This is a genomic window from Streptomyces sp. HUAS YS2, from assembly GCF_033343995.1.
In the GTDB taxonomy this organism is placed as follows: domain Bacteria; phylum Actinomycetota; class Actinomycetes; order Streptomycetales; family Streptomycetaceae; genus Streptomyces; species Streptomyces solicathayae.
In genome coordinates, this window is sequence record NZ_CP137573.1 from 812,457 (window position 1) to 833,759 (window position 21,303).

Consider the following 21,303-nt stretch of genomic DNA (forward strand, 5'->3'; position numbering starts at 1 on the left):
CCCTCCGGCACACTACGCTCACCTTGATCATTCTTGGTCCTCGGCGAGGAGAAGATCGGCATGGGGGACGACATGAACTGGGTGATGGCGCTCGACGCCCCGGCGGCGACGCTGGACACCGTCGGCGGCAAGGGGGCCGCGCTCGGCGAACTGGCGCGCGGGGGCCTGCCGGTGCCCGCCGGATTCCATGTGACGACCGACGCCTACCGGGAGTTCGTCAAAGCCGCCGGGCTCACCGCACCGATCGCCGCGGCCCTCGCGGACGGCGGGGACGAGGCCGGGAGTCGCATCCGCGCGCTCTTCGGCGCGTCCGAGGTGCCCGACGCACTGCGTGAGGCGGTACTGGCCGGGTACGCAGCGCTGGGCGACGGCGGGGCGACGGTGGCCGTGCGGTCCTCGGCCACGGCAGAGGACCTGCCGGACCTGTCCTTCGCCGGCCAGCAGGACACCTACCTCAACATCCGGGGCGAGCAAGCCCTGTTGAGTGCCGTGCGCGACTGCTGGGCCTCGCTCTGGACCGACCGGGCGATCACCTATCGCGCGCGGGCCGGCATCGCCCACGAGGACGTGACCCTGGCCGTCGTCGTGCAGCAGCTCGTGGCCGCCGACGCCGCCGGAGTGATGTTCACCGTGGACCCGCTCGGCGGCCCGGCCGGCCGGCTGGTCGTCAACGCGGCCTGGGGACTGGGCGAGGCGGTGGTCAGCGGCCTGGTCACGCCCGACACGGTGTACGTCGACCGGACGGAGCTGACGGTCGTCGAGCGGATCACCGCCGCCAAGGAGGTGATGACCGTCCCGACCGCCGAGGGGACCCGTGAGGCGCCCGTCCCCGCCGACCGGCGCGAGGCCCCGGTGCTCGACGACGCCGAGGCCGTCGAACTGGCCCGGCTCGGGCTCCGCATCGAGAAGCTGTACGGCGACGCCCGCGACGTCGAATGGGCCCTGGAGAAAGGCGAGTTGCGCATCCTCCAGGCGCGCCCGATCACCACGGTCGCCGCGCCCGCTCCCGAGGTGTGGAACGACAGCACCGGGACCGACTCACTGTGGACCAGCGCCAACCTCGGCGAGGCCGTGCCCGACGTGATGACGCCGGCGACCTGGTCGTTCGTGCGCCGGTTCATGGGCGAGGTGATGGTCGGGGCCACCTTGGAGGGGCGGCCGATGTACGGCAACATCGGCGGCCGCTTCTACATGAACCTGAGCGTGACGGCGACGCTGGCCGCCGCGTTCGGGCAGGCGAAGAAGTTCGCGCAGGCCAACGAGATGGTGTTCGGCCGACTGCCCGAGGGCATGGAGATCCCGCTGCTGCCGGCGTCCCGGTTCCGGGTGTGGCGGGACACGATCTCCGAGGCGTTCGCCGTCGTCAGCCGGATCCGCGCCAACGGCAAGGAGCTGCCCGCCTTCCTGGAGAGCGCCCCGGGCCGCTGCGCGGACCTCCGGGGCCGGGTGGCCGCGGCGGCCGACGCGCGGGAGCTGCGGGGGCTGTGGGACCGCGAGGTCGACGCGTACTTCCGGCTCTGCTGCCACATGCTCCAGGCGGCGACCCGCAAGGACGGCGACACCCTCGTCAAGGTCCGCGGCACGCTGCGCGACCTGGTCGGCGAGGCGGACGCCGACCTCATGACGACCGGCCTCGGCGACGAGGGCCAGCTCGCCAGCATGGGCCCGCTGCTCGGCCTGGAGCGGCTGGCCCGCGGCGACCTCGACCGCGCCGCGTACGTGAAGACGTACGGGCACCGCGGCCCGCACGAGTTCGAGCTGTCCTTCCCCCGGCCGGCCGAGGACCCGGACTGGATCGACCGGCAGCTCGCCGCGCTCGGCGCGGTCGAGGAGGACGCCGACGTCCGTCTGGTGCGGCAGTACGAGGCGCGGAACGCGGCCTGGGAGCGGTTCGCGTCGCAGCACCCCGGGCGGGTCCGCGCGATGCGGACGGCGGTGGACGGCTGGGCCGCCTCGGCGCGGCTGCGCGAGGCCGCCCGGACCGAGGTGGCCCGGGTGTTCTGGCTGGTGCGCGACGTGGTGCTGCGCGCCGGCGAGCTGACCGGGCACGGCGAGGACCTGTTCTTCCTGGAGGCGGAGGAGATCCTGGCGGTCCTCGACGGGGACGAGAAGCCGCTCGCCGCGGTCCCGGCGCGCCGCGCGGCGTACGAGCTGTACCGGGCGCTGCCCACGTACCCGACCCTGATCCGGGGCGAGTTCGACCCGCAGACCTGGGCGGCGGACCCGGACCGGCGCGCCGACCTGTACGACGCGCAGTCCACGACCCCGCCGTCCGACACGGTCAGCGGCTCCCCCGCCTCGGGCGGGGTCGTCGAGGGCGTCGCGCGCGTCGTGGCGACGGTCGAGGAGGGCGAGTCGCTGCGGCCGGGCGAGATCCTGGTGACGACGGTCACCAACATCGGCTGGACGCCGCTGTTCACCCGCATCTCGGCCATCGTCACCGATGTCGGCGCGAACCTCTCGCACGCCTCGATCGTCGCCCGCGAGCTGGGCATCCCGGCGGTCGTCGGCTGCGGCAACGCGACGACGAGGATCCGGACCGGTCAGCGCATCCGCGTGGACGGCGGCCGCGGGACGGTGGAGGTGCTGGACGCGGAGTGACCGCCGGAACCGGCTGGGGGCGGGGCGGCGGGCCGGGTCAGACGGCCGCCCGCTCACTCAGGACGGGGGCGAGCAGGTCCAGCGCCTCCTCCCAGCGGAAGCCGTCGGAGGCCCGGTCCCCCGGAGCTCCGGTGCCGATCAGCACCCCCATCTCCCGGAGCCGGTCCAGGCTCCGGGCGTAGGCGGGGTGCGCGGACAGGGCCGCGTTCACGCGCGGCAGGACGGCCGTCGGGATGCCCATGCCGTACGCCTCGCACAGGATGGCGAGGGCGAGCGTGTCGGCGATCCCGGCGGCCCACTTGTTGATCGAGTTGAACGTGGCCGGGGCGACCGCGATCGCGTCCGCCGGGGGCAGCGGGCGGTCGTCGCCGGGCGCGCGCCACGCCGAGCGGATCGGGTGGCCGGTCTGCGCGACGACCGCCTCGACGTCGAAGAAGCCCATGGCCTGCGGGGTCGCGACGACGCCCACCTGCCAGCCCCGCTCCTGCGCCGCGCCTATCAGCACGCCGATGTCGTCCGCGATGCCGGCGGCGCAGACGACGACGTACAGGAAGGGCTTCGACGGGGTGGCGGACTGCTCGGACACGTGGGACTCCCGGGTCGGCGGACGGAGATGACGACCCCGGCAGCGTACGGGGCGGCCCGCGTCAGCCCGCCGGGGAGATCGTGTACGTGCGGCTGGAGGTGTAGAAGTCCAAGGCCGCGCGGCCCTGTTCTCGCGGGCCGTGGCTCGAATGTTTCGTGCCGCCGAACGGGAGGTGGAAGTCGACGCCGGTGGACGGGGCGTTGATCCTGATCATTCCGGTGTCGAGCGCGTCGAGCCCGTGCAGGACCGCGCTCAGGTCGCCGGTGTGCACGGACGTCACCAGGCCGTACGGCACGGCGTTCGTGATGCGTACCGCCTGGGCCAGGTCGTCCGCCGGCAGCAACACGGCGACCGGCCCGAAGACCTCCTCGTGGAGCAGCCGGTGGCCCGGTGGGACCTTCTCGACCAGAGTCGGCGCGGCGTACCAGCCGGACCGGTCGAGCGGGCCGCCGCCGGACAGCACCGACAGTCCCTCCGCGGCCTCGACGACGCGGTCCCGGGCCTGCCGGTCGATGAGCGGTCCGCTCACCGTGGCCGCGGCGGCGGGATCGCCGACGGTCACGGCCCGCAGGGCGTCGGCGAGCGCGTCCCGCAGGGGTCCGAGGGCCCCGCCGACCGCGACGACCCGACTGGTGGCGGTGCACTTCTGGCCCGCGTACCCGGCGACGGCGGCCGCGATGTGGGTCGCGGCCCGCGCCATGTCGGCGTCGGGCAGCACGATCGCAGCGTTCAGCCCGCCCGTCTCGGCCTGCACCGGCACGCCCCGGTCCGTGGCGGCGCGGGTGACGGAACGGCCGACGACGGTCGAGCCGGTGAAGGAGACGACATCGGCGCAGGAGACCAGCGCGTTGCCCTCCGTCGCACCGCCGGGCACCACGGTGAACACATCGGCCGGCAGGGCCTGTCGCACGATCTCGGCGAGCCGCACCGCGCAGGCGGTGGCCTCGGGGGCGGGCTTGAGCACGACCGTGTTGCCCACGGCGAGCGCGGGCGCGGCCTTCCAGCTCGGGATGGCGAAGGGGAAGTTCCAGGGCGTGATCAGGCCGGCCACGCCGTGCGGACGGCGGCGGGTGAGCAGGAGCCCCGGGCCGGTGGCCGGCTCGTGGACCGCGCCCACGGGCTCGTACGGGGCCTGGGCGTAGTAGCGCCAGATCGCGGACGTACGCGCGACCTCGGCCCGCGCCTCGGTGACCGGCTTGCCCACCTCCCGTACGGCCAGCGCGGCCAGTTCGGCCGCGGCGGCGTCGACGGCGTCGGCGACCGCCGCCAGCGCGGTGGACCGGGCCGCGGCCCCGCCGTGCAGCCAGGACGGCTGCGCGGCGCGGGCCCGCTCCACGGCGTCGGCGACCGCGAAGGCGCCTGGTGCGGCGATGCGCAGGATCACGTCGGACGGGTCGGCGGGGTTGTGCGAGGTGATCAGGGTGTCGACGGTGGTCACAGGAGGAAGCCTCCGGGGAAGGGGTCGTCCGGATCGAGGAAGTACTGGGCGGTGCCGGTGATCCAGGCGCGTCCTGTGACCGTCGGCACGACGGCGGGCCGGCCGGCGACCGTGGTCTCCTCGACCAGCCGTCCCGTGAAGCGCGTGCCGATGAACGACTCGTTGACGAAGTCCTGCCCCAGCGGAAGTCGCCCCCGCGCGTGGAGCTGCGCCATCCGCGCGGAGGTGCCGGTGCCGCAGGGCGAACGGTCGAACCAGCCGGGGTGGATGGCCATGGCGTGTCGCGAGTGGTGGGCGTCGGAACCGGGTGCGGTCAGGTACACGTGCTTCACACCGGCGATCTCCGGCTGTTCGGGGTGCACGGGGCGGTGCGGCGAGGCGTTGATCGCGTCCATGACGGCGAGTCCGGCGGCAAGCAGATCGTCCTTGCGCTCCCGGTCGAACGGCAGCCCCAGCGCGTCGAGTTCGACGAAGGCGTAGAAGTTTCCGCCGAACGCGAGGTCGTAGGTGACCGTGCCGTACCCGGGGACGTCGACCTTGCCGTCCAGGGCGACGCAGAAGGCGGGCACGTTGGTGAGGGTGACCGCGCGCGCCGCGCCGTCCTCGACCCGAACGTCGACGGACACGAGCCCGGCCGGGGTGTCGAGCCGGACGGTGGTGACCGGTTCGGTCACCGGCACCATGCCCGTCTCGACGAGGACGGTGGCGACGCCGATCGTGCCGTGGCCGCACATCGGGAGCAGCCCGGAGACCTCGATGTACAGGACGCCGTAGTCGGCGTCGGGGTGGGTGGGCGGCTGGAGGATCGCGCCGCTCATGGCGGCGTGGCCGCGCGGCTCGTACATCAGGAGCGTCCGGAGATGGTCCAGGTGCTCGATGAAGTGCGTCCGGCGTTCGGCCATCGTGGCGCCGGGGACGACTCCGACGCCTCCGGTGATCACACGGGTGGGCATGCCCTCGGTGTGCGAGTCGACGGCATGGAAGACGTGACGGGTGCGCACGCGGGGTTCCTTTCGTCAGCAGGGAGCGGGGCGGCTCAGCGGTGGCCGTCGGCTACGGCCTTCTCGGTGGCCGCCCGTACGGCGGCCTCGGTCTCGCCGGTGAGCGGCAGGCGGGGCGGCCGGGTGGGGCCTCCGGGACGGCCGACGATGTCCATGGAGAGCTTGATGGCCTGGACGAACTCCGTCTTCGAGTCCCAGCGCAGCAGCGGGTGCACGGAGCGGTACAGCGGCAGCGCGGTGTCCAGGTCGCCCGCGACGGCGGCCCGGTACAGCGCGGAACAGGCGCTGGGCAGGGCATTGGGATAGCCGGCGATCCAGCCGACCGCCCCGGCCAGGGCGAGCTCCAGAAGGACGTCATCGGCGCCGATCAACAGGTCGAGCTCCGGAGCGAGTTCGGCGATCTCGTACGCCCGGCGCACGTCGCCGCTGAACTCCTTCACCGCGACGACGCTGCCGTCCTGGTGCAGCCGGGCGAGCAGGGCGGGGGTGAGGTCGGTCTTGGTGTCGATCGGGTTGTTGTACGCGACGACCGGCACGCCGGCCTGGGCGGCCTCGGCGTAGTGGGCGCGTACGGCCGCCTCGTCGGCGCGGTAGGCGTTCGGGGGGAGCAACAGGACCGAACCGCAGCCCAGTTCGGCGGCCTGCTCGGCCCAGCGCCGGGCCTCGCCGCTGCCGTAGGCGGAGACACCGGGCATCACCCGCGCGCCGCCGGCCGCCTCGACGGCGGTGCGCACGACGCGGGCGCGCTCCTCGTCGGTGAGGGTCTGGTACTCGCCGAGCGAGCCGTTGGGCACGACGCCGTCGCAGCCGTTGTCGAGGAGCCAGCGGACGTGCTCGGCGTAGGCGTCGTGGTCGACGGAGAGGTCGTCCCGCAGGGGAAGGGCGGTGGCGACCATGATCCCGCGCCAAGGGCGGGTCGCGTTCCATGCGGTGGCAGGGGTGGCGGGGGGCGTGGCGGACGTGGCGGTCATGTGCGGTGAACCTTTCGGGAGGAGCACGGCGTGCGGGTGCGGTTCGGTTCGGTGCGTTGAGTTGCTGGGAGATGCGGTTCAAGAGGCCGAGTCGGCTTCGGTGGGGTCGTCGAGCGCGGCGAGGGCCGCCAGCGGAACGGGTACGGCAAGGAGCCGCCGCTCGGGGGAAGGAGGGGATGCGGGGTCCGGGGCTGCCGCGCCGTCCCTGCCCGCCGCCAGACAGGCGACCGCCGGGCCGCACATCCGCCCCTGGCACCAGCCCATCCCGGCCCGGGTGAGGAGCTTGACGGTGCGGGCGTCCCGGGCGCCGAGGTCCCTGGTCGCCTCCCTGATCCGGTGGGCGGTGACCTCCTCGCACCGGCAGACGTCGGTGTCGTCGGTCAGCCATCCCGGCCATCCGGCGCCGGGCGCGTGGGCGGCGGTCATCACGCCTGCGAAGGCACGCATCCGCGCCCTGCGGCGACGCAGTTCCCGCATCCGGCCGGCGTGGGCGGGGCGGCCGAGGATCCGGGCGGCGATGGCCACACCCGCCACCTCACCCTCAGTGCGGGCGAGTTGTGCGCCGCCCACGCCGCCGGTCTCCCCCGCCGCCCACAGTCCGCGCACGCTGGTCTCCTGCCCGGCGTCCAGGGCAAGGGCCGCGGCACCGTCGGGCAGTACGCGGGTGGCGCAGCCGATCGCGGTGGCCAGGTCGATCTGCGGGACGAGCCCGTGCCCGACGGCGAGCGCGTCGCAGGCGATCCGGTTTTCCGTGCCGGGGACGGGTCGCCAGTCGCGGTCGAGCCTCATGACGGTGACCGCCTCGACGCGGTCGGCGCCGTGCACCTCGGTGACCGCGCTGCGCGTCCGGACGGGGACCCGGTGGCGCAGCAGCGCCGCGCCGTGGACGAGGGCCTCGGCCGCCTTGTGCGGGTTGGCGGCGAGCGCCCGGGGGTACCGGAGGTAGCGCAGGTAGCCGGAGGCCTCGACGAGCGCGGGCACCTCGGCACCGGCGGCGGCCAGCGAGGCGGCGACCGCGAGCAGCAGCGGACCGCTGCCGGCGACGACGATCCTCCTTCCCGGCAGGACCAGGCCGGACTTGAGCATGGCCTGGGCGCCGCCCGCACCGACGACGCCCGGCAGCGTCCAGCCGGGGAACGGCAGGTGCCGTTCGTACGCACCGGTCGCGAGGAGCACGGCGCGGGCACGGACCCGTACCGGCCGTTCGTCGTCGCCGTCGGGGCCGGTGACCGCGTGCACGGTCCAGGGCGCGTCGCCGGGGTCGTCCCGGGTGTGGTCGCCGGGGTTGTCTCCGGGCGCGCGGAGCACGCTCCACACGTGGTGTCCGGCCAGGTGGTCGACCGTGCTCCGGTCGAGCCTGCGGCGCAGGTCGGCGTAGGCGGACCAGTCGTGGTGCAGGGCCTCGGGCCGCACCGCGCCCAGGGCCGGGGCGGGATGCCGGTAGAACTGGCCGCCGATCTGCGCCGAGGCGTCCAACAGGGCGACGCGGAGCCCGAGTTCGGCTGCCGTGACGGCGCCCGCGAGCCCCGCGGACCCGGCGCCGACGACGGCGAGGTCGTACGGTTCAGACGGCGAGGGTGTCATGGCCGTGCCCCTCCTGCGTGGTGATCGCGTCGCCGGGGTGCGCCGGGACCAGGCAGGCCCTGCGGTTGGGCCGGGCGTTGATGGTGGCCAGGCAGTCGTAGCACTGGCCGATGCCGCAGAACGCGCCGCGCGGACGGCCCGTGCCACGGGTGGTGCGCCAGGCCAGGATCCCGGCCGCCCACAGTGCGGCGGCGACCGACTGGCCGGGGCGTGCGGTGATGCGGCGGCCGTCGAAGGTGATCTCGAACGGCGAACCGGGCTGCGCGCCGGCCGGTTCGGCGGGGGTGCGGGCCACGGGCCCTCCTCTCGGGGCGGGTCAGGCGGGGAGCTCAGGCTGCGGACGACGGGAAGCGCTCGGGCCGGAACGGGCCGATGTCGAGGGGCTGTTCGCCGCCGGTGAGGCATCGCGCGACGACGAGCCCGGTGACGGGCGCGAGTCCGATCCCGGCACCCTCGTGCCCGCAGGCGTGCAGCAGGCCGGGGACCCTCGGGTCCGAACCGATCGCCGGCAGGTGGTCGGGAAGGTACGGACGGAAGCCCGCGTACGTGCGCATCGCCCGGACCCCGGCCAGCACCGGGAACAGCGCCGTGGCCCCGGCCGCGAGCCGCCGCAGAGCGGGGACGGACAACGTGCGGTCGTGGCCGACCCGTTCGCGGCTGGCTCCGATCAGGACCGGTCCGGCCGGGGTGCCCTCGACGACGGCGGAGGTCTGCAGCGCCGCCGAGCCGCTGGCCACGTTCGCGACGTAGTCGGCTGCGTACACCTTGTGGCGGACGACGCGCGGGAGCGGCTCGGTGACGAGGACGAAGCCCCGGCGGGGCAGCACGGGCAGGTCCACGCCCGCGAGCCGGGCGAGCTCCCCGCCGTACACGCCGGCCGCGTTCACCACGTAGGGGGCGTGGATCTCGCCCCGGGACGTACGGACTCCGCGCACCTCGCCGGAGGCGCCGCGCAGGATGGCGGTGACCTCCTCCCCCAGGCGCAGCGTGACGTGCTCGCCGCAGCCGCGCAGCAGGTGTGCCGCGGCGAGCGCGGGCATCACCTGGGCGTCGCCCGGGTAGTGGAAGCCGCCGGCCGGGCCGGCGGCGAGGTGGGGCTCCAGGTCGTTCAGCCGGTCCGCGGGGACCTCGACGGCCTCGACGCCCGCCTCGCGCTGCCGCGCGGCGAACTCGGCCAGTGCGGCCATTCCTGCCGCGTCCCGGGCGACGACGAGGCCGCCCTTGGCCTCGTACTCGATCCGGGACGGTAGCCCGCCGGCCAGATCGGTCCACAACTTCATGGAGAGCAGGGAGAGTTCGAGTTCCGGGCCAGGGGCCTTGTCGGAGACGAGGAGGTTGCCCTCCCCGGCTCCGGTGGTGCCGCCCGCGACCGGGCCGCGGTCGATCACGGTGACGCGCAGTCCCGCGCCGACGGCGTAGGAGGCGCAGGCCGCGCCGACCACGCCGGCGCCGACGACGATGACGTCCGAGAGTCTTCTCGTGAGCACCTCAGTAATATTTCACATTGCACTGCCTGTGCCAAGAGCCCTGCAGCGCAAGCTCGTTGGGACACGCATGTGCCCCGGCCTCCATGGGGAGACCGGGGCACAGGCTCGGGCGGATCAGCCCCGGCGCACGGCTCCGAGCCGGCCGGTGGGCCGCTCGACCGGCTCGTCCCGGGCCTCGGCCCACAGTGAGCGGACATGGCCGAGGTGGCGGAGCATGCAGGCCTCCGCGCCCGCCGCGTCCCGCGCGATCATCAGGTCGAGGAGCTCCGCGTGCTCCTCCGCCGAGGAGACCAGCTTGCCCGCCTCGTCGAGCCCGGTGAGCCCGTACAGCCGGGAGCGCTTGCGCAGGTCGCCGACGGTCTCCACCAGACGGTCGTTGCCGGCGAGACCGAGCAGGGTGAGATGGAAGAGGCGGTCCGCCTCCAGGTATCCGATCAGGTTGTGCGCCCGGGCGTTGGCGACGATCTCCTCGGCGAGCGGGCGCAGCGCCTCCAGCTGCTCGGTCGTGGCGAGTTCGGTGATCCGGCCGACCGTCGGTACCTCGATGAGCATGCGCAGCTCGGTGCACTGGTCGAGTTCCCGCTCGCTCACCTCCGTGACCCGGAAGCCCTTGTTGCGCACCGGCTCGACCAGGCCCTCGCGCGCCAGGTCGAGCATGGCCTCGCGCACCGGGGTGGCCGACACACCGAGTTCGGCGGCGAGTCCGGGCGCGGAGTACACGCCGCCGGGCTTCAGTTCGCCGGCGATCAGGGCCGCCCGGAGGGCGTGCCCGACCTGGTCGCGGAGCCGCTCCTGCGCCTTGATGAGACTGTGCTGCTTCAGGTCACCCACGCTCAACCTCCGAGAACTCGCGGAGGCACAGCGTACAATGTCACGTTTCGCTGCCAGCGGCCCGGTACAGAGCCACCGCCACCGCGAGATCCTCCCAGGCCATGCCGACGCTCTTGAAGAACCGCGGCCCGGTCACCGGCCCGCGGTCGGGCAGCCGTCCGGCCACCAGGTCGGCGAGCGTCCCGGCGACCCGCCCGGGCACGAACGCCCCTTCGGCCGCGGGGATCAGGAGGTCGCCGGCCTCCCGCAGGGCCGCCGCCCGCGACTCGACGTACACCTCGGCCCGGCGCACCAGCACGGTGTCGGTCTCCCGGGCCTCCGGCTCGTGCGAGCCGACCGCCACGACCACGGACCCGTCGGGCACCAGCCGCCCGTCGAAGAGCGGGGTGCGCGCCGTCGTGCAGCACACCACCAGGTCCGCGCCGACCACGTCCTCGGGGGCGCCGGTACCGGACTCGGGCACACCGAGCCCGCGCGCGTACGCGGCGAGGGCGTCCCCGCGCTCCGGGTCCCGCGAGACCACCACCGCCTCGGCGACGTCCCGTACGGCGAGCAGGGCGTCCAGGTGCCCGTACGCCTGAGGCCCCGATCCGAACAGCACCAGCCGCAACGGCCTGTCTCGTGCGGCCAGGTGACGAACCGCGAGGGCGGAGACCGCCGGGGTGCGCAGCGCGGTGAGCGCGGCGCCGTCGACGAGGGCGAGCGGGGTCAGCGTCGTCCCGTCCAGGAGCAGGTAGCTTCCGGTGATGCGGGGCAGGCCGCGGGCCGGGTTCCCCGGCGCCACCCCGGCGATCTTCACGCCCGCCCAGGACCCGGACGCGGCGGGCATGAGCAGCAGTTCACCGGCGGGGACGGGAACGGCGGTGCGCGCCGGCTCGGCCTCCGGGTCCAGCCCCGCGGACAGTGCCTCGGCCAGCGCCTCCACGGCGTCGGCCGGACGGAGCAGCCGCCGTACCGCCGCGGCGTCGATCACACGCGGCCCGTCGCGGCCGGGCCTCACAGCAGGAACCCGGCGCCGAGGCCGTCGTCCGGGTCCAGGGTGAACAGGTGCTCGCCCGTGCGGTGGGCCGTGCCCGTCACGTCGGTGACGAGGCCGTCCGGTCCGCTGCCCGCACGGACCGCCCGTCCGGTGAACACCGTTCCCACGACGGACTCGTGGGTGAGGACCGCGTCGGCCGCGAGGCGTCCCTCGTCGGCGAGCAGGGCGATCCGGGCAGAGGTGCCCGAGCCGCAGGGCGAGCGGTCGATCTGGCCGTCGGCGAAGACGGTGACGTTGCGCTGGCGCGGCCCGGAGGGGGTGTCGGGCAGTTCCTCGTACAGGATCACGCCGTACACCCCGGAGAGCCCCGGGCCGTCCGGATGAAGGGTGGCGGGGTGTCCGGCGAGCGCGGCGCGGATCTCCCGGCCCGCCCGCACGAGTTCGGGGAGTGCGGCCCGCTCCACGGACAGGCCGAGGGCGCTCGCGGGGAGCGAGACGTAGCAGGCGCCGGCGTACGCGATGTCGACCTCGACGGTGCCCGCGCCCGTGGCGACGGGGACCTTGCGGGCGGTGACCACGGCCGGGACGTTCCGGAAGGTCACGCCGGTGGTCCGGCCCGTGGTGCGGTGCACGGTCGCGGTGACCCGCCCGGACGGTACGTCGATCCGGACCTGGACGTCGCCGTCGGCACGGGCGGCGACGCGGCCGGAGTCCACGGCCCACGCGCCGAGCGCCATGGTGCCGTGACCGCAGGCGGTCGAGTAACCGTCCTTGTGCCAGAACAGCACGCCCAGGTGCGCCCCGTCGTCGTCCGGCGGCACGACGAAGCCGCCGTACATCCCCGCGTGCCCGCGTGGTTCCTGGACGAGCAGTCGGCGTACGTCGTCCAGCGGGCCGGGGCGCGGGCTGGTGCCGTCGCCCGCCGGGCCGAGGAGGGTGGCGCGGCGCTCGGCCACGGTGTCCCCGGCGACGGGCGGCAGTCCGCCGGCCGCGAGGTCGACGATCCGGAAGGGCTCTCCTGCGGTGTGGTAATCGGCGGTGCGGACGGCGGTGACGGGGGAACGGGCGTGTCGGGTGCTCATGCTGTCCTTCGGCTGGTGCGGGCGACAGTGCGCGGCGCCCGGGAGGGGGCGTCCCGACAGGACTACCCCTCCCGGGCCGGTATCGGACGGTGGGTCAGCTGCGCAGGGGGCCCTCGCAGCGGAAGTCCGACGTGCCGGCCACCTTCGTGTCCCAGATGTCCACGGGTCCGAAGGAGCAGTTCATGTCGGCCAGGTTGTTGGTGGCCGCGCCGGCCCGGTCGAGGATGAAGTAGTCGACCGTCTCGGACATGTCCTTGAAGACCCTGTCCTCGCTGCGCCAGTCCGTCAGGTTGGCGGTGATCCGGCCCGTGCAGACGAACCGGCGCTTGCCCGGGTCGCCGTTCTCCACGCAGTCGGGGGTGTTGGACGTGGCGGCGGCGAAGGCGGACCGCACGGCGGCGGGCGTCGCGTCACGCAGCTGTGCGTTGGGCGTGTAGGTGGTGTTCGGCACGAACAGCTCGTCGACCTTGGCGATCTGTGCGTCGAGGAAGCGGTCGTAGTCGCGCTGGAGGTAGCTGTCCGCGCCGAGGCGGTGCCGCCAGGAGTCGTACCCGGCCACGTCGTTCGCCCGCAGGTGGGTGTACATCTCGCGGAGCAGGGACGGCCGTTCGGTCCACAGGAACTCGAAGAACGTGCCCGCGTACGAGTAGAAACGGAAGCCGTCGCCCTCGTACGTGGCGTTGAGGAGCTGCTCCACGCTCATGCGCGGGCCGCCGCCCGCCGTGTCGGCGATGACGCTGCGGACCAGGGACTTGCGGACGGCGATGCCGTTGTCGCGGGTGGCGCCGTCGAAGAACTCGGCGGTGCCCTCGTCCATGGCGGTGGTGCGGTCGCCCTCGTACCAGGGGCCCTCGCCGAAGAATCCGGGCACGGCGTAACGGCCGTTGAGGTAGTGCGTGTACTCGTGCCGGAAGAGCTCCTCGAGGGTGAGCGAGGAGTCCTGCGGGACGCGGCGCTGGTACGTGTAGAACGTCGCGCCGCGCTCGATGTAGATGCCGCCGTTGTTGGTGTCGTAGCCGGTCAGGATCGGGTGGTAGATCTCGTAGTCGGCGCGCGACGCGTACAGCACGATGTTGAGGGTGGAGTTCGGGTCCCCGGCGAGCGGCTGCTCGGTACCGAGCACGCGGTGGAACTGCGCCTTGACCTGCTTGGAGGCGTAGTAGAGCTGGTCGACGGTGGCGCGGTCCAGGCCGGTGCGGACCTTGATGGCGCCGTTGTCGTAGGTGTACGTGTACGGGAAGATCCGCTTCTCGATGTCCGCCTTGCAGACGCCGTACGGCGCGCACGCGTCGAAGAAGTTGAGCCAGCCGACGAGCTTGGCCCAGGGCTGGCTGCCGGTGCCGAAGGCCGACTCGACGGGCCCGAGCAGGGCGCCGAGGTCCGGGACGATCTGCGCCTCGAGACCGTCGATCTGGCCGAAGCGGCCGTACTCGGAGAGGGCGTCGCGGACCACCCAGGCGTTCGCGGTGCCCTTCAGGTGGGTGTGGCCGGAGAACGCCCGGAAGGCGGCGCGGTAGGCGGGGTCGGCGGCGACCGCCGCGTGGAAGGCGGTGTCCCGGTTGCCGGGGTAGACGCCGAGGTAGTTGACCGAGAGCGCGGCCAGCGCGCCGCCCGCCCAGGTGGGGTCCTGGTTCGTCGCCGGGTGCGCGGCGTCCATCGTCGCCAGGACCTTCTTGATGAGCCCGAGCTGGTGCTGCCGCAGTCCGGGGGCGCTGCCCGCGTAGAGGGCCTCGCGCAGGGTGGAGGCGTTGGTGGGCGTGACGTCGAAGGTGCGGGCGGCGTTGCCGAAGTCGGCGATCGCGCGGCGCATCGCGTCGACGGTGGGGGCGTCGGTGACGTCGATCTCGGTGCGGGAGAAGTCGTGGTACGCCACGGCGTGCAGGTAGGTGAACATCTCCTCCAGATGGGAGGAGTTGCGGCCGTCGTGCGCGGCGGCGAGGGAGGAGATCCGGCGGGAGACGGCCTGGACGTGGGCATCGGACATGACCGGGGCGAGGCGCGCGTCCCAGGTCCATATCAGGCCGCGCAGGCAGCCCTCGGTGGTGACGGCGGGGTCGGCGAGGAAGTCGGCGAACCGCTCGGGGGCGAGGTTCGTGATGCCGTCGAGGGTGCAGGGCACGCCGGCCGCGGTGCGGGCGGCAGCGGACCGGGACGGCATCGCCGTCTTCGCTCCGGCCTCGACTCCGGTCCTGGCCGGGCCGAACACCCGCCCCTGGTCGCGGACTTCGCCCGGGGCGGGAGCCGGGGAGGGCTTGAACGGCTTGGCGGCGGCGAGCCGGTCCACCTCGTCGAAGGGGTTGGGCGCGGTGGCGGGCGCGGCGGCGCTCGGCGCGGCGAGTGCGCCCGGCGAGCCCGGGGTCTGCGTCGCGGTCGGCCTCTCGGCGGCCTGGGTGACGGCCTGCCCGGTGGAGGCGACGAGGGCCACCGTGACGGCGGTGGCGAGAAGGGTCGAGCGCACAGCTCTGTGCTGGGACACCAAGGACTCCTGGTCTGAGGAGAAGTGGGGGAAGTGGTGCGTGGAGCAAGGCGCGCGGGGCGAACACCCTTGATTCGTCCGGTCGTTGACGAACGGGTGGGCGCCGTTGCGTGAGCTGTAACATAGTAATGTGAAATTGCACTGACAAGACCTGTGCACCCGTCAGTTCGCACGACGCAGCGCGCCCGCCGGAGCGAAAGCTCCGACGGGCGCGCCGTGTTCAGCCCTGCGGTCAGGCCCGCTGGACCTTCATCTCGTAGAGCGAGTACCCCCAGTCGGTCGCCCGGTGCACACCGTGCACACGGACGTAACGAGCCGACTGGGAGGGGAACTCGGCGGTGTCGTACCCGCCGTCGCCCGCCTCGGTGGACCACGCCGTGCGCCAGTCGGAGCCGTTCTCCGACACCTCGATGCGGTACTCCCGGGCGTACGCCCGCTCCCAGTCGAGGGTGACCCGGCCCACCCGGCGAACCGCACCGAGGTCGACCTGCAGCCACTGGTCGTCCGACCATTCGCTGGCCCAGCGCGTACCGGTGTCACCGTCGGTGGCACGGTACGGCGCGTAGGTCACGAACGGGTTCCACCACTCGGTCGAACTGGCCGAGGCCGGCGCCCCTGCCGCGAGGTTGACGCCCGGCTCGTGCTGCTCGGTGCGCTTCATCGTGGTCAGGTACGACTCCGCACCACCGGCCAGCTCGTCGACGACGCTCTGGCCACCGCTGAGCCGGATCTGCTCCACCCAGTCCGGGACGAGACCGTTGTGCGCGGCCCCGTCGGTGTTCATGTCCCAGGTGCGCTGACCGGTGACCTGCCGGTCGATGACCGATCCGCCGTCGAAGCTGCGGAACGGGTACTTCACGGCGTTCGGCGCGCCCTCACCGACCGGACCCGGCCAGCCGCCGACACCGTTCATGTCGGTGCCGTAGCCGAGGCCGACCTTGTACTTCTCACGCAGCGCGGCCTTCTGGCCGGCCTCGCCGATGAAGCCCTGCGCACCGCTCATGTACTGCCCGACGAACCCGCCGAGCTTGTACAGACGCTCGGTCCAGTCGAGGTCCATCCAGCTGTGGCTGGAGATGACACCCGGGTACTCCTGGGACTCCAGGATGTCGAGCGCCCTGCCCGCGGCCTTGACGCTCATGTGGTCGAGCTCGAGCATCATCCCGCGGTCGATCATGCCCTTCAGCGCGTGCTCGCCGAGCCTGGTCAGGCCCCGCTTGTTGCACTTGGCGTCCGAGGCGTACGAGGGCACGCTCACCCCGGCGGGCAGCTTCTCGGCCATCGCGGGCGGCGCCGCGGCCAGGCCGATCGGGTTGTCGTGCTGCGGACCGGCGCACTTCTCGGTCATCCAGAACGTTCCGGTGGAGAGGAACTGACCGATGTTGACCGCGACACCGGTGGTTCCGGAGTCGAAGCGCACGCCGCACAGCGCGTTGTCGAACTTGTGGCACAGGAACATGCTGCGCACGCCGAGGTCGTACAGCTCGTCGAGTCCTCGGTCGATGTCCGCCGCGTCGCACTGGGCGACGTCGAGGATCATCTTGCAGCCGAACGGCTCCGAGGTCTCCACGCCGAGGACCACGGCGAGCTTGCCCTGCTCGACCACGGACCGGGCCTGGTCGGAGCTGGTCACGATGCGGAACCAGCCCTTGCCCGGACCGCCGTACATCTTGTCGATGTAGTCCTGCAGCTCGTAGGTCTTACGGGCTTCCAGACGGATGGCGGTCATCTCGTCGCAGGTGCGGTCCCGCGGCAGGAGCGAGCAGATCAGACCGTTCGTGACCAGGTCGTTGACCAGCACCCGCTGTCCACCGCGCCAGGCGCGCTCCACCCAGGCGTAGTAGTTCTGCTGGTGGCTCAGCGAGTTGTGGGCGGGCCAGTCCTTGAACGTGGGCCAACCCACCGGGTCGTGCTTCCCGTTGTCGCCGCCGGTCAGGTGCTCGAAGAGCGCACCGGAGCCGTCGGGGTAGTGCTCGGGACAGTCCTTGAGCGCCTCGGCGATGCCCTGCTCGGAGAACGTCTGGCCGCAGATCATGCGGCCGCCGAACCCCTCGTTGGACATCAGGTGGTTGTGCGCGTCGACGAAGCCACGCACCTTGCCCTGCGCGTCCTTGCCCTTGAACGGAGCGCCGGTGACGTTGATCTGGGAGTCCGCCGCGGGACGCGCGGTGGGCTCCCACCACGAGCCGTCCGCGTCGGCCGCGGGCACGGGCGCCGCGCCGAAGAGGACGGCCGCCAGGGCGAGGAACAAGGACAACAGCGGGAGCCGGACACCGGCCCCGCGTGTGTTGGGTCGAATCATGGTCAGTGACGCCTTCGGCTTGAGGGGGGACCTTCCTCGAGCCACCGGGTGTTTCTGGCGGTAACAGTGACTCAACGCCAGAGGATCGCGACGAACGAGCAGTGAGTCAATAGTCCGGGTCAAATGACCTGTTCAGAAATTCTCAGCCCTCGATGAGGGCCACCATCTGGTCGGCGGTGGTGTCGAGCAGCGCGTCGGCGGCCCGCTCGTCGCCGAGGACGAGGAACTGCAGGGTGAGCCCGTCGATCGCGGCCGCCAGGCACCGGGCCAGCAGGTCCAGCGGAACCCGCGGCTTGATCCCCCGCCCCACGCAGACCTGCTCGATCAGCGACGCCGCAGAGGCCACGTACTGCTCGTACTGGGCGCGCGCGAGATGCTCGAACCCGGGCTCGCGCAGGGCGTACTGGGTGAGGTCGTAGGTCAGCATGTGCTCGCCGGGGTGGGCGGTGACGTGGTCCCAGTACGTCTGGAGCGCGCCGCGCACGGTCTCCCGCAGGGTGCTCCTCAGCTCGACGGCGGACATCACGCGGGCGACGTAGTTGCCGGTGATCGCCTCGATGGCGGCTTCGAGCAGCGCCTGCTTGGAGTCGAAGCAGTAGTGGAAGACGCTCAGCGAGACGCCGGCCTCGGAGCAGATCGAGCGGGTCGTCGTCCGGGCGACACCGTCCCTGGTCATCGCCCTGATCGCCGCCTCCACCAGCTGACGGCGTCGTTCGGCCGACGGCATCCGCGCCATGATTCCTCCTCGCGTCCGGCCGACAGGGTAACCGCAGCAGTCTGAGAGCGTTTCTCCGGCAACGCCGTCACGCATCCGAGGAGACCTGATGGACAGCACCGACCCGTGGGAGACGATCGGCCGTCTCGCCGAGCACTTCGCCGCGTGGGACGACGCACGGGGCATGGCGCGGGAGGAACAGTGGTCGCTCCAGATCCTCAAGCTGGCCGAGGAGGTCGGGGAGGCGGCGCAGGCCGTGATCGGCGCCCGGGGCACCAACCCTCGCAAGGGGCACAGTCATTCGTGGGAAGACGTCCGCGACGAGGTCGCCGACTGCGTGATCACGGGCATGGTCGCCCTGGCCAGACTCCTGGGCGACCAGGCACGCCCGCACTTCGACGCCGTGCTCGCCCAGAAGTCCGCCGCGTTCCTGCCCGGGCCCGAGGACGCCTAGCCGCAGGGACGTGCGGGCGCGTGCCGCGGGAGCTCGTGTCGGTCAGCTCGGTCCGGACGTGGCGTCGACGAGTGCGGCCAGGGCCGCGGCGGTCGGGGCCAGTCCGTCGTGGGCGGGGCCGCCCGGTTCGTACATGTAGCCGTCGCGGCGGAGTTCCACCATCAGGGCGGTGACGCGGGCGTCCTGGCCGTAGTACCGCAGCGGGACGTACGTGCCGGCGAAAGGGCTGTCGAGGCCCGTCTCCCCCAGCTGTTCGAAGGCCTTGCGGGCCGCGCCGAGCAGCCACTCCGGGGTGTGGAACGCGTCCGTCCCGAGGCAGACGGGCGGGCGCGGGCCCTCGCCGTGGAGCTCGTACGGGAGGCGCGCCGTCGGGTACGAGTGGACGTCGACGATCACCGCTCGGCCCACGGCCCGGAGCCGGTCGGCGACCGCCTCCGTCATCGCCCGGGCGTACGGTCGGAAGTACCGCTCGACCAGCGGCGATCCGTCGAGGTCCGGCCGCCGGAGCGGCTCGCGGTGGGTGGTGCGCGTGTACACCGCGCCCATGCCGACGGCCAGCATTTCCTCGCGCTCGTCGGGGAACCGCTCGGGGTCGATCACCAGGCGGGAAAGACCGTTGACGAACCGCCACGGCCGCAGCGCGGCCCGGTCGGCCGCCACGGCCGCGATCTCCGCGGTGTGCCCGTCGGTGATGTGGTCCAGCTCGGTCTCCAGCGCGCGGTCGTCGAGGAGGATGTCCGCGCGCACGTCCTCCGGGACGACCCGCGAGGAGTGCGGCACGTGGAGGATGACGGGAGAGCCGGGGTCGCCGGCGAGGAGCCGGAACGGCTCCGTCGCGTTGCTCATCGAGGTCCTTGTCGTCTGGGGGCGCTGCCGGTGCGGAAACGTACGGCGGCCCCCCGGAGTGCCCGGCGGCGGGGGCCGGTCGCCGGGCGCCCCTGATGTGCAGCGCCGGGCCGCGCGGCCGACCATGAAGGAGGGGCCGACATCAGGAGGCGCCGGGATGCGCGAGTCCAGGAGCAACAGCGGTGGCGACCTCTCGCCGGACGTACTGGTCGTCGGGGCCGGGCCCGTCGGGCTCACCGCGGCGGCGGAGCTGCGCAGACGCGGGATCGACGTGCGGATCGTGGACCGGCTGCGGGCCAGGATGCCGTTCGCCAAGGCCGTGGGCATCCAGCCGCGTACCCTGGAGGTCTGGGACCGGATGGGGTGTGTACGCCCGGTCCTCGACGCGGCCGTGCCGATGCGCGGCCAGCTCGTGTACGTCAACGGCGCGGAGCAGGCCCGGATCGACCTCGTCCTGCCGCCCGAAGTGCCGTACGGATTCGCCGCGTTGCCACAGTACGAGACCGAGCGCATCCTCGCGGAGCTCCTCGCCCGCCTCGGCACCGAGGTCGAACGCGGCACGGCCCTGCTCTCGTTCGAGCAGGACGCGGACGGCGTGACCGCCCGCCTGGTGTCGGACGACGACGGGGACGACGGGGCCGAGCCGGTCGAGGAGGAGGTCCGCTGCCGGTACCTGGTCGGCTGCGACGGCGCGCACAGCGCCGTGCGCAAGGGGCTGGGGCTGTCCTTCGAGGGCAGCGCGTTCCCCGCGACGTACATGCTGGGCGACGTGGAGGTCGGCTGGGACCTGCCGGCCGGCTACGGCGTGCGCTCCATGCACCGTGACGCGGACGGCGAGGTCGACGACGTGCTCGTGTGCATCCCGCTGCCGGGCTCCGGCCGCTATCGCGTGTCGATGACGGCGCCGGCGGAGTTCTCCGCACCGGACGGGGCCGGGCTGCGGAAGGGCGGGCCCGAGGAAGGTGGTGGGGTGGCGCACGGCCTCGCGGGCGGCGCGGCCCCCGGCGTTGCGGACATCCAGGCCGTCCTGGACCGGCTGGCGCCGCGGCCGGTGACGGCGACACGGCTGCGCTGGTCGTCGGTGTTCCGGATCAGCCACCGCCTGGTGGACCGGTACGGCGAGGGCCGGGTGTTCGTCGCCGGGGACGCGGCGCACATCCATCCGCCGACCGGCGCGCAGGGGATGAACACCGGCATCCAGGACGCGTACAACCTGGCCTGGAAGCTCGCCCTGGCGGTCGAGGGCGGCGCGCACGCCGGGCTGCTCGCCAGCTACGACGTCGAGCGGCGGCCGGTCGGCGAGGAGGTCGTCGGCCGGACGGTCCGGCACGCGGCGGAGGGCGTACAGGCCGACCCGGAGGACCCCGTGACGCTGATGCTGCGCGAGGCGCAGCTCCTCGTCGGCTACCGCGGCAGCCCGATCGTCGGCCCGCCGGACCTCGTCGTCGAGGCCGGGACCGGGCCGCAGCCCGGCGACCGCGCACCGGACTGCGGCGGCCTCGCCGGGGACATCGCGGCGTACCCGCTGCGGCTGTACGACCTCCTCCGGGAGCGCGGGCACGTCCTCGTCCTGTACGGGGAGGGCGACGCCGGATCGGTCGCCGGGTTCCGCCGACTCGCGGACGCGGCACGGCTGTTGACGCGCGGTCGGACGGACGCGTGCGCCGTGCTCGCGGGCGCGGACGGCGAATCCTTCGCGGCGGCGTCGTCGGCGGACGGGACCCGGCTGCCCCTGTACCGCGACGTGCGTGGGGAGTTCGCCCTGCGCTACGCGGTGAGCACCCCAACGGCTTTCCTGGTGCGGCCCGACGGGTACCTGGGCGCCCGGATCGCGCCGCCGGGCGAGCAGCGGCTCGCCGCGCATCTCGCGACCGTTTTCCGGACCTGAGGGCCGGGACAGGGTCGCCCGCGCGGCACCTGGAACTCGCCGCGCGGGGACCCGGGCCCGGG

At 73.4% G+C, this 21,303-nt stretch carries 17 protein-coding genes; 3 read left to right on the forward strand and 14 right to left on the reverse strand.

Annotation, left to right across the window (positions count from 1 at the left end):
• Positions 1-60: 60 nt before the first annotated feature.
• Complete coding sequence (locus tag R2D22_RS03885; protein ID WP_318101237.1) at positions 61-2,601, forward strand: PEP/pyruvate-binding domain-containing protein; 2,541 nt, start codon at positions 61-63, stop codon at positions 2,599-2,601.
• A gap of 37 nt (positions 2,602-2,638) precedes the next feature.
• On the opposite strand, the gene R2D22_RS03890 is transcribed toward R2D22_RS03885, so the two are convergent.
• From R2D22_RS03890 to R2D22_RS03950, 13 genes are all read right to left on the reverse strand, one after another.
• Complete coding sequence (locus tag R2D22_RS03890) at positions 2,639-3,187, reverse strand: flavoprotein (RefSeq protein ID WP_318101238.1); 549 nt, start codon at positions 3,185-3,187, stop codon at positions 2,639-2,641.
• A gap of 61 nt (positions 3,188-3,248) precedes the next feature.
• Positions 3,249-4,625 (reverse strand): aldehyde dehydrogenase family protein, encoded by a 1,377-nt coding sequence (locus R2D22_RS03895; RefSeq protein ID WP_318101239.1) that lies wholly within the window; start codon positions 4,623-4,625, stop codon positions 3,249-3,251.
• Positions 4,622-5,626, reverse strand: coding sequence for a proline racemase family protein (locus R2D22_RS03900; RefSeq protein ID WP_318101240.1), 1,005 nt, complete (start codon positions 5,624-5,626; stop codon positions 4,622-4,624). Before R2D22_RS03900 ends, R2D22_RS03895 begins: the two co-directional genes overlap by 4 nt.
• 35 nt (positions 5,627-5,661) lie before the next feature.
• Positions 5,662-6,597, reverse strand: a complete 936-nt coding sequence (locus R2D22_RS03905; protein WP_318101244.1) for a dihydrodipicolinate synthase family protein — start codon at positions 6,595-6,597, stop codon at positions 5,662-5,664.
• 78 nt (positions 6,598-6,675) lie between these two features.
• Positions 6,676-8,181 carry an NAD(P)/FAD-dependent oxidoreductase gene (locus R2D22_RS03910; RefSeq protein ID WP_318101246.1) on the reverse strand — a complete coding sequence of 502 codons (1,506 nt, stop codon included), beginning with the start codon at positions 8,179-8,181 and terminating at the stop codon, positions 6,676-6,678.
• A complete protein-coding gene (locus R2D22_RS03915; RefSeq protein WP_318101248.1) occupies positions 8,162-8,476 on the reverse strand; it encodes a (2Fe-2S)-binding protein in 315 nt (104 codons plus the stop codon). The genes R2D22_RS03910 and R2D22_RS03915 overlap by 20 nt, the downstream gene beginning before the upstream one ends.
• Before the next feature lie 34 nt (positions 8,477-8,510).
• Positions 8,511-9,668, reverse strand: a complete 1,158-nt coding sequence (locus tag R2D22_RS03920; RefSeq protein ID WP_318101249.1) for an NAD(P)/FAD-dependent oxidoreductase — start codon at positions 9,666-9,668, stop codon at positions 8,511-8,513.
• Between the two features lie 114 nt (positions 9,669-9,782).
• Complete coding sequence (locus R2D22_RS03925) at positions 9,783-10,499, reverse strand: GntR family transcriptional regulator (RefSeq protein WP_318101250.1); 717 nt, start codon at positions 10,497-10,499, stop codon at positions 9,783-9,785.
• 40 nt (positions 10,500-10,539) lie between these two features.
• Positions 10,540-11,472 (reverse strand): ornithine cyclodeaminase family protein, encoded by a 933-nt coding sequence (locus tag R2D22_RS03930; protein WP_318101251.1) that lies wholly within the window; start codon positions 11,470-11,472, stop codon positions 10,540-10,542.
• A gap of 23 nt (positions 11,473-11,495) precedes the next feature.
• The gene (locus R2D22_RS03935; protein ID WP_318101252.1) at positions 11,496-12,560 is read right to left on the reverse strand and encodes a proline racemase family protein; all 1,065 of its coding nucleotides are present in this window, start codon (positions 12,558-12,560) and stop codon (positions 11,496-11,498) included.
• A gap of 94 nt (positions 12,561-12,654) precedes the next feature.
• On the reverse strand, positions 12,655-15,036 hold the full coding sequence (locus R2D22_RS03940; RefSeq protein ID WP_318101253.1) for a collagenase: 2,382 nt from the start codon (positions 15,034-15,036) through the stop codon (positions 12,655-12,657).
• Positions 15,037-15,268: 232 nt separating this feature from the next.
• Positions 15,269-17,338, reverse strand: coding sequence for a galactose-binding domain-containing protein (locus R2D22_RS03945; RefSeq protein WP_318101254.1), 2,070 nt, complete (start codon positions 17,336-17,338; stop codon positions 15,269-15,271).
• 142 nt (positions 17,339-17,480) lie between these two features.
• On the reverse strand, positions 17,481-18,074 hold the full coding sequence (locus R2D22_RS03950; RefSeq protein WP_318101255.1) for a TetR/AcrR family transcriptional regulator: 594 nt from the start codon (positions 18,072-18,074) through the stop codon (positions 17,481-17,483).
• An 88-nt stretch (positions 18,075-18,162) separates the two neighbouring features.
• Here R2D22_RS03950 and R2D22_RS03955 point away from each other — a divergent pair, with 88 nt between their 5' ends.
• Positions 18,163-18,507, forward strand: a complete 345-nt coding sequence (locus tag R2D22_RS03955; RefSeq protein WP_318101256.1) for a MazG-like family protein — start codon at positions 18,163-18,165, stop codon at positions 18,505-18,507.
• Positions 18,508-18,549: 42 nt separating this feature from the next.
• On the opposite strand, the gene R2D22_RS03960 is transcribed toward R2D22_RS03955, so the two are convergent.
• Positions 18,550-19,353, reverse strand: a complete 804-nt coding sequence (locus tag R2D22_RS03960) for an N-formylglutamate amidohydrolase (RefSeq protein WP_318101258.1) — start codon at positions 19,351-19,353, stop codon at positions 18,550-18,552.
• 157 nt (positions 19,354-19,510) lie between these two features.
• Here R2D22_RS03960 and R2D22_RS03965 point away from each other — a divergent pair, with 157 nt between their 5' ends.
• Positions 19,511-21,241: an FAD-dependent monooxygenase gene (locus tag R2D22_RS03965; RefSeq protein ID WP_318101259.1), complete on the forward strand. Its 1,731-nt coding sequence runs from the start codon at positions 19,511-19,513 to the stop codon at positions 21,239-21,241.
• The last annotated feature ends 62 nt before the right edge of the window (positions 21,242-21,303 follow it).

Bases quoted from the DNA above. Each gene is read 5' to 3' on its own strand.
- R2D22_RS03885 (WP_318101237.1), top strand. From the start codon at position 61: ATGGGGGACGACATGAACTGGGTGATGGCGCTCGACGCCCCGGCGGCG.
- R2D22_RS03905 (WP_318101244.1), bottom strand. From the start codon at position 6,597: ATGACCGCCACGTCCGCCACGCCCCCCGCCACCCCTGCCACCGCATGG.
- R2D22_RS03910 (WP_318101246.1), bottom strand. From the start codon at position 8,181: ATGACACCCTCGCCGTCTGAACCGTACGACCTCGCCGTCGTCGGCGCC.
- R2D22_RS03935 (WP_318101252.1), bottom strand. From the start codon at position 12,560: ATGAGCACCCGACACGCCCGTTCCCCCGTCACCGCCGTCCGCACCGCC.
- R2D22_RS03945 (WP_318101254.1), bottom strand. From the start codon at position 17,338: ATGATTCGACCCAACACACGCGGGGCCGGTGTCCGGCTCCCGCTGTTG.
- R2D22_RS03950 (WP_318101255.1), bottom strand. From the start codon at position 18,074: ATGGCGCGGATGCCGTCGGCCGAACGACGCCGTCAGCTGGTGGAGGCG.
- R2D22_RS03955 (WP_318101256.1), top strand. From the start codon at position 18,163: ATGGACAGCACCGACCCGTGGGAGACGATCGGCCGTCTCGCCGAGCAC.
- R2D22_RS03960 (WP_318101258.1), bottom strand. From the start codon at position 19,353: ATGAGCAACGCGACGGAGCCGTTCCGGCTCCTCGCCGGCGACCCCGGC.
- R2D22_RS03965 (WP_318101259.1), top strand. From the start codon at position 19,511: ATGCGCGAGTCCAGGAGCAACAGCGGTGGCGACCTCTCGCCGGACGTA.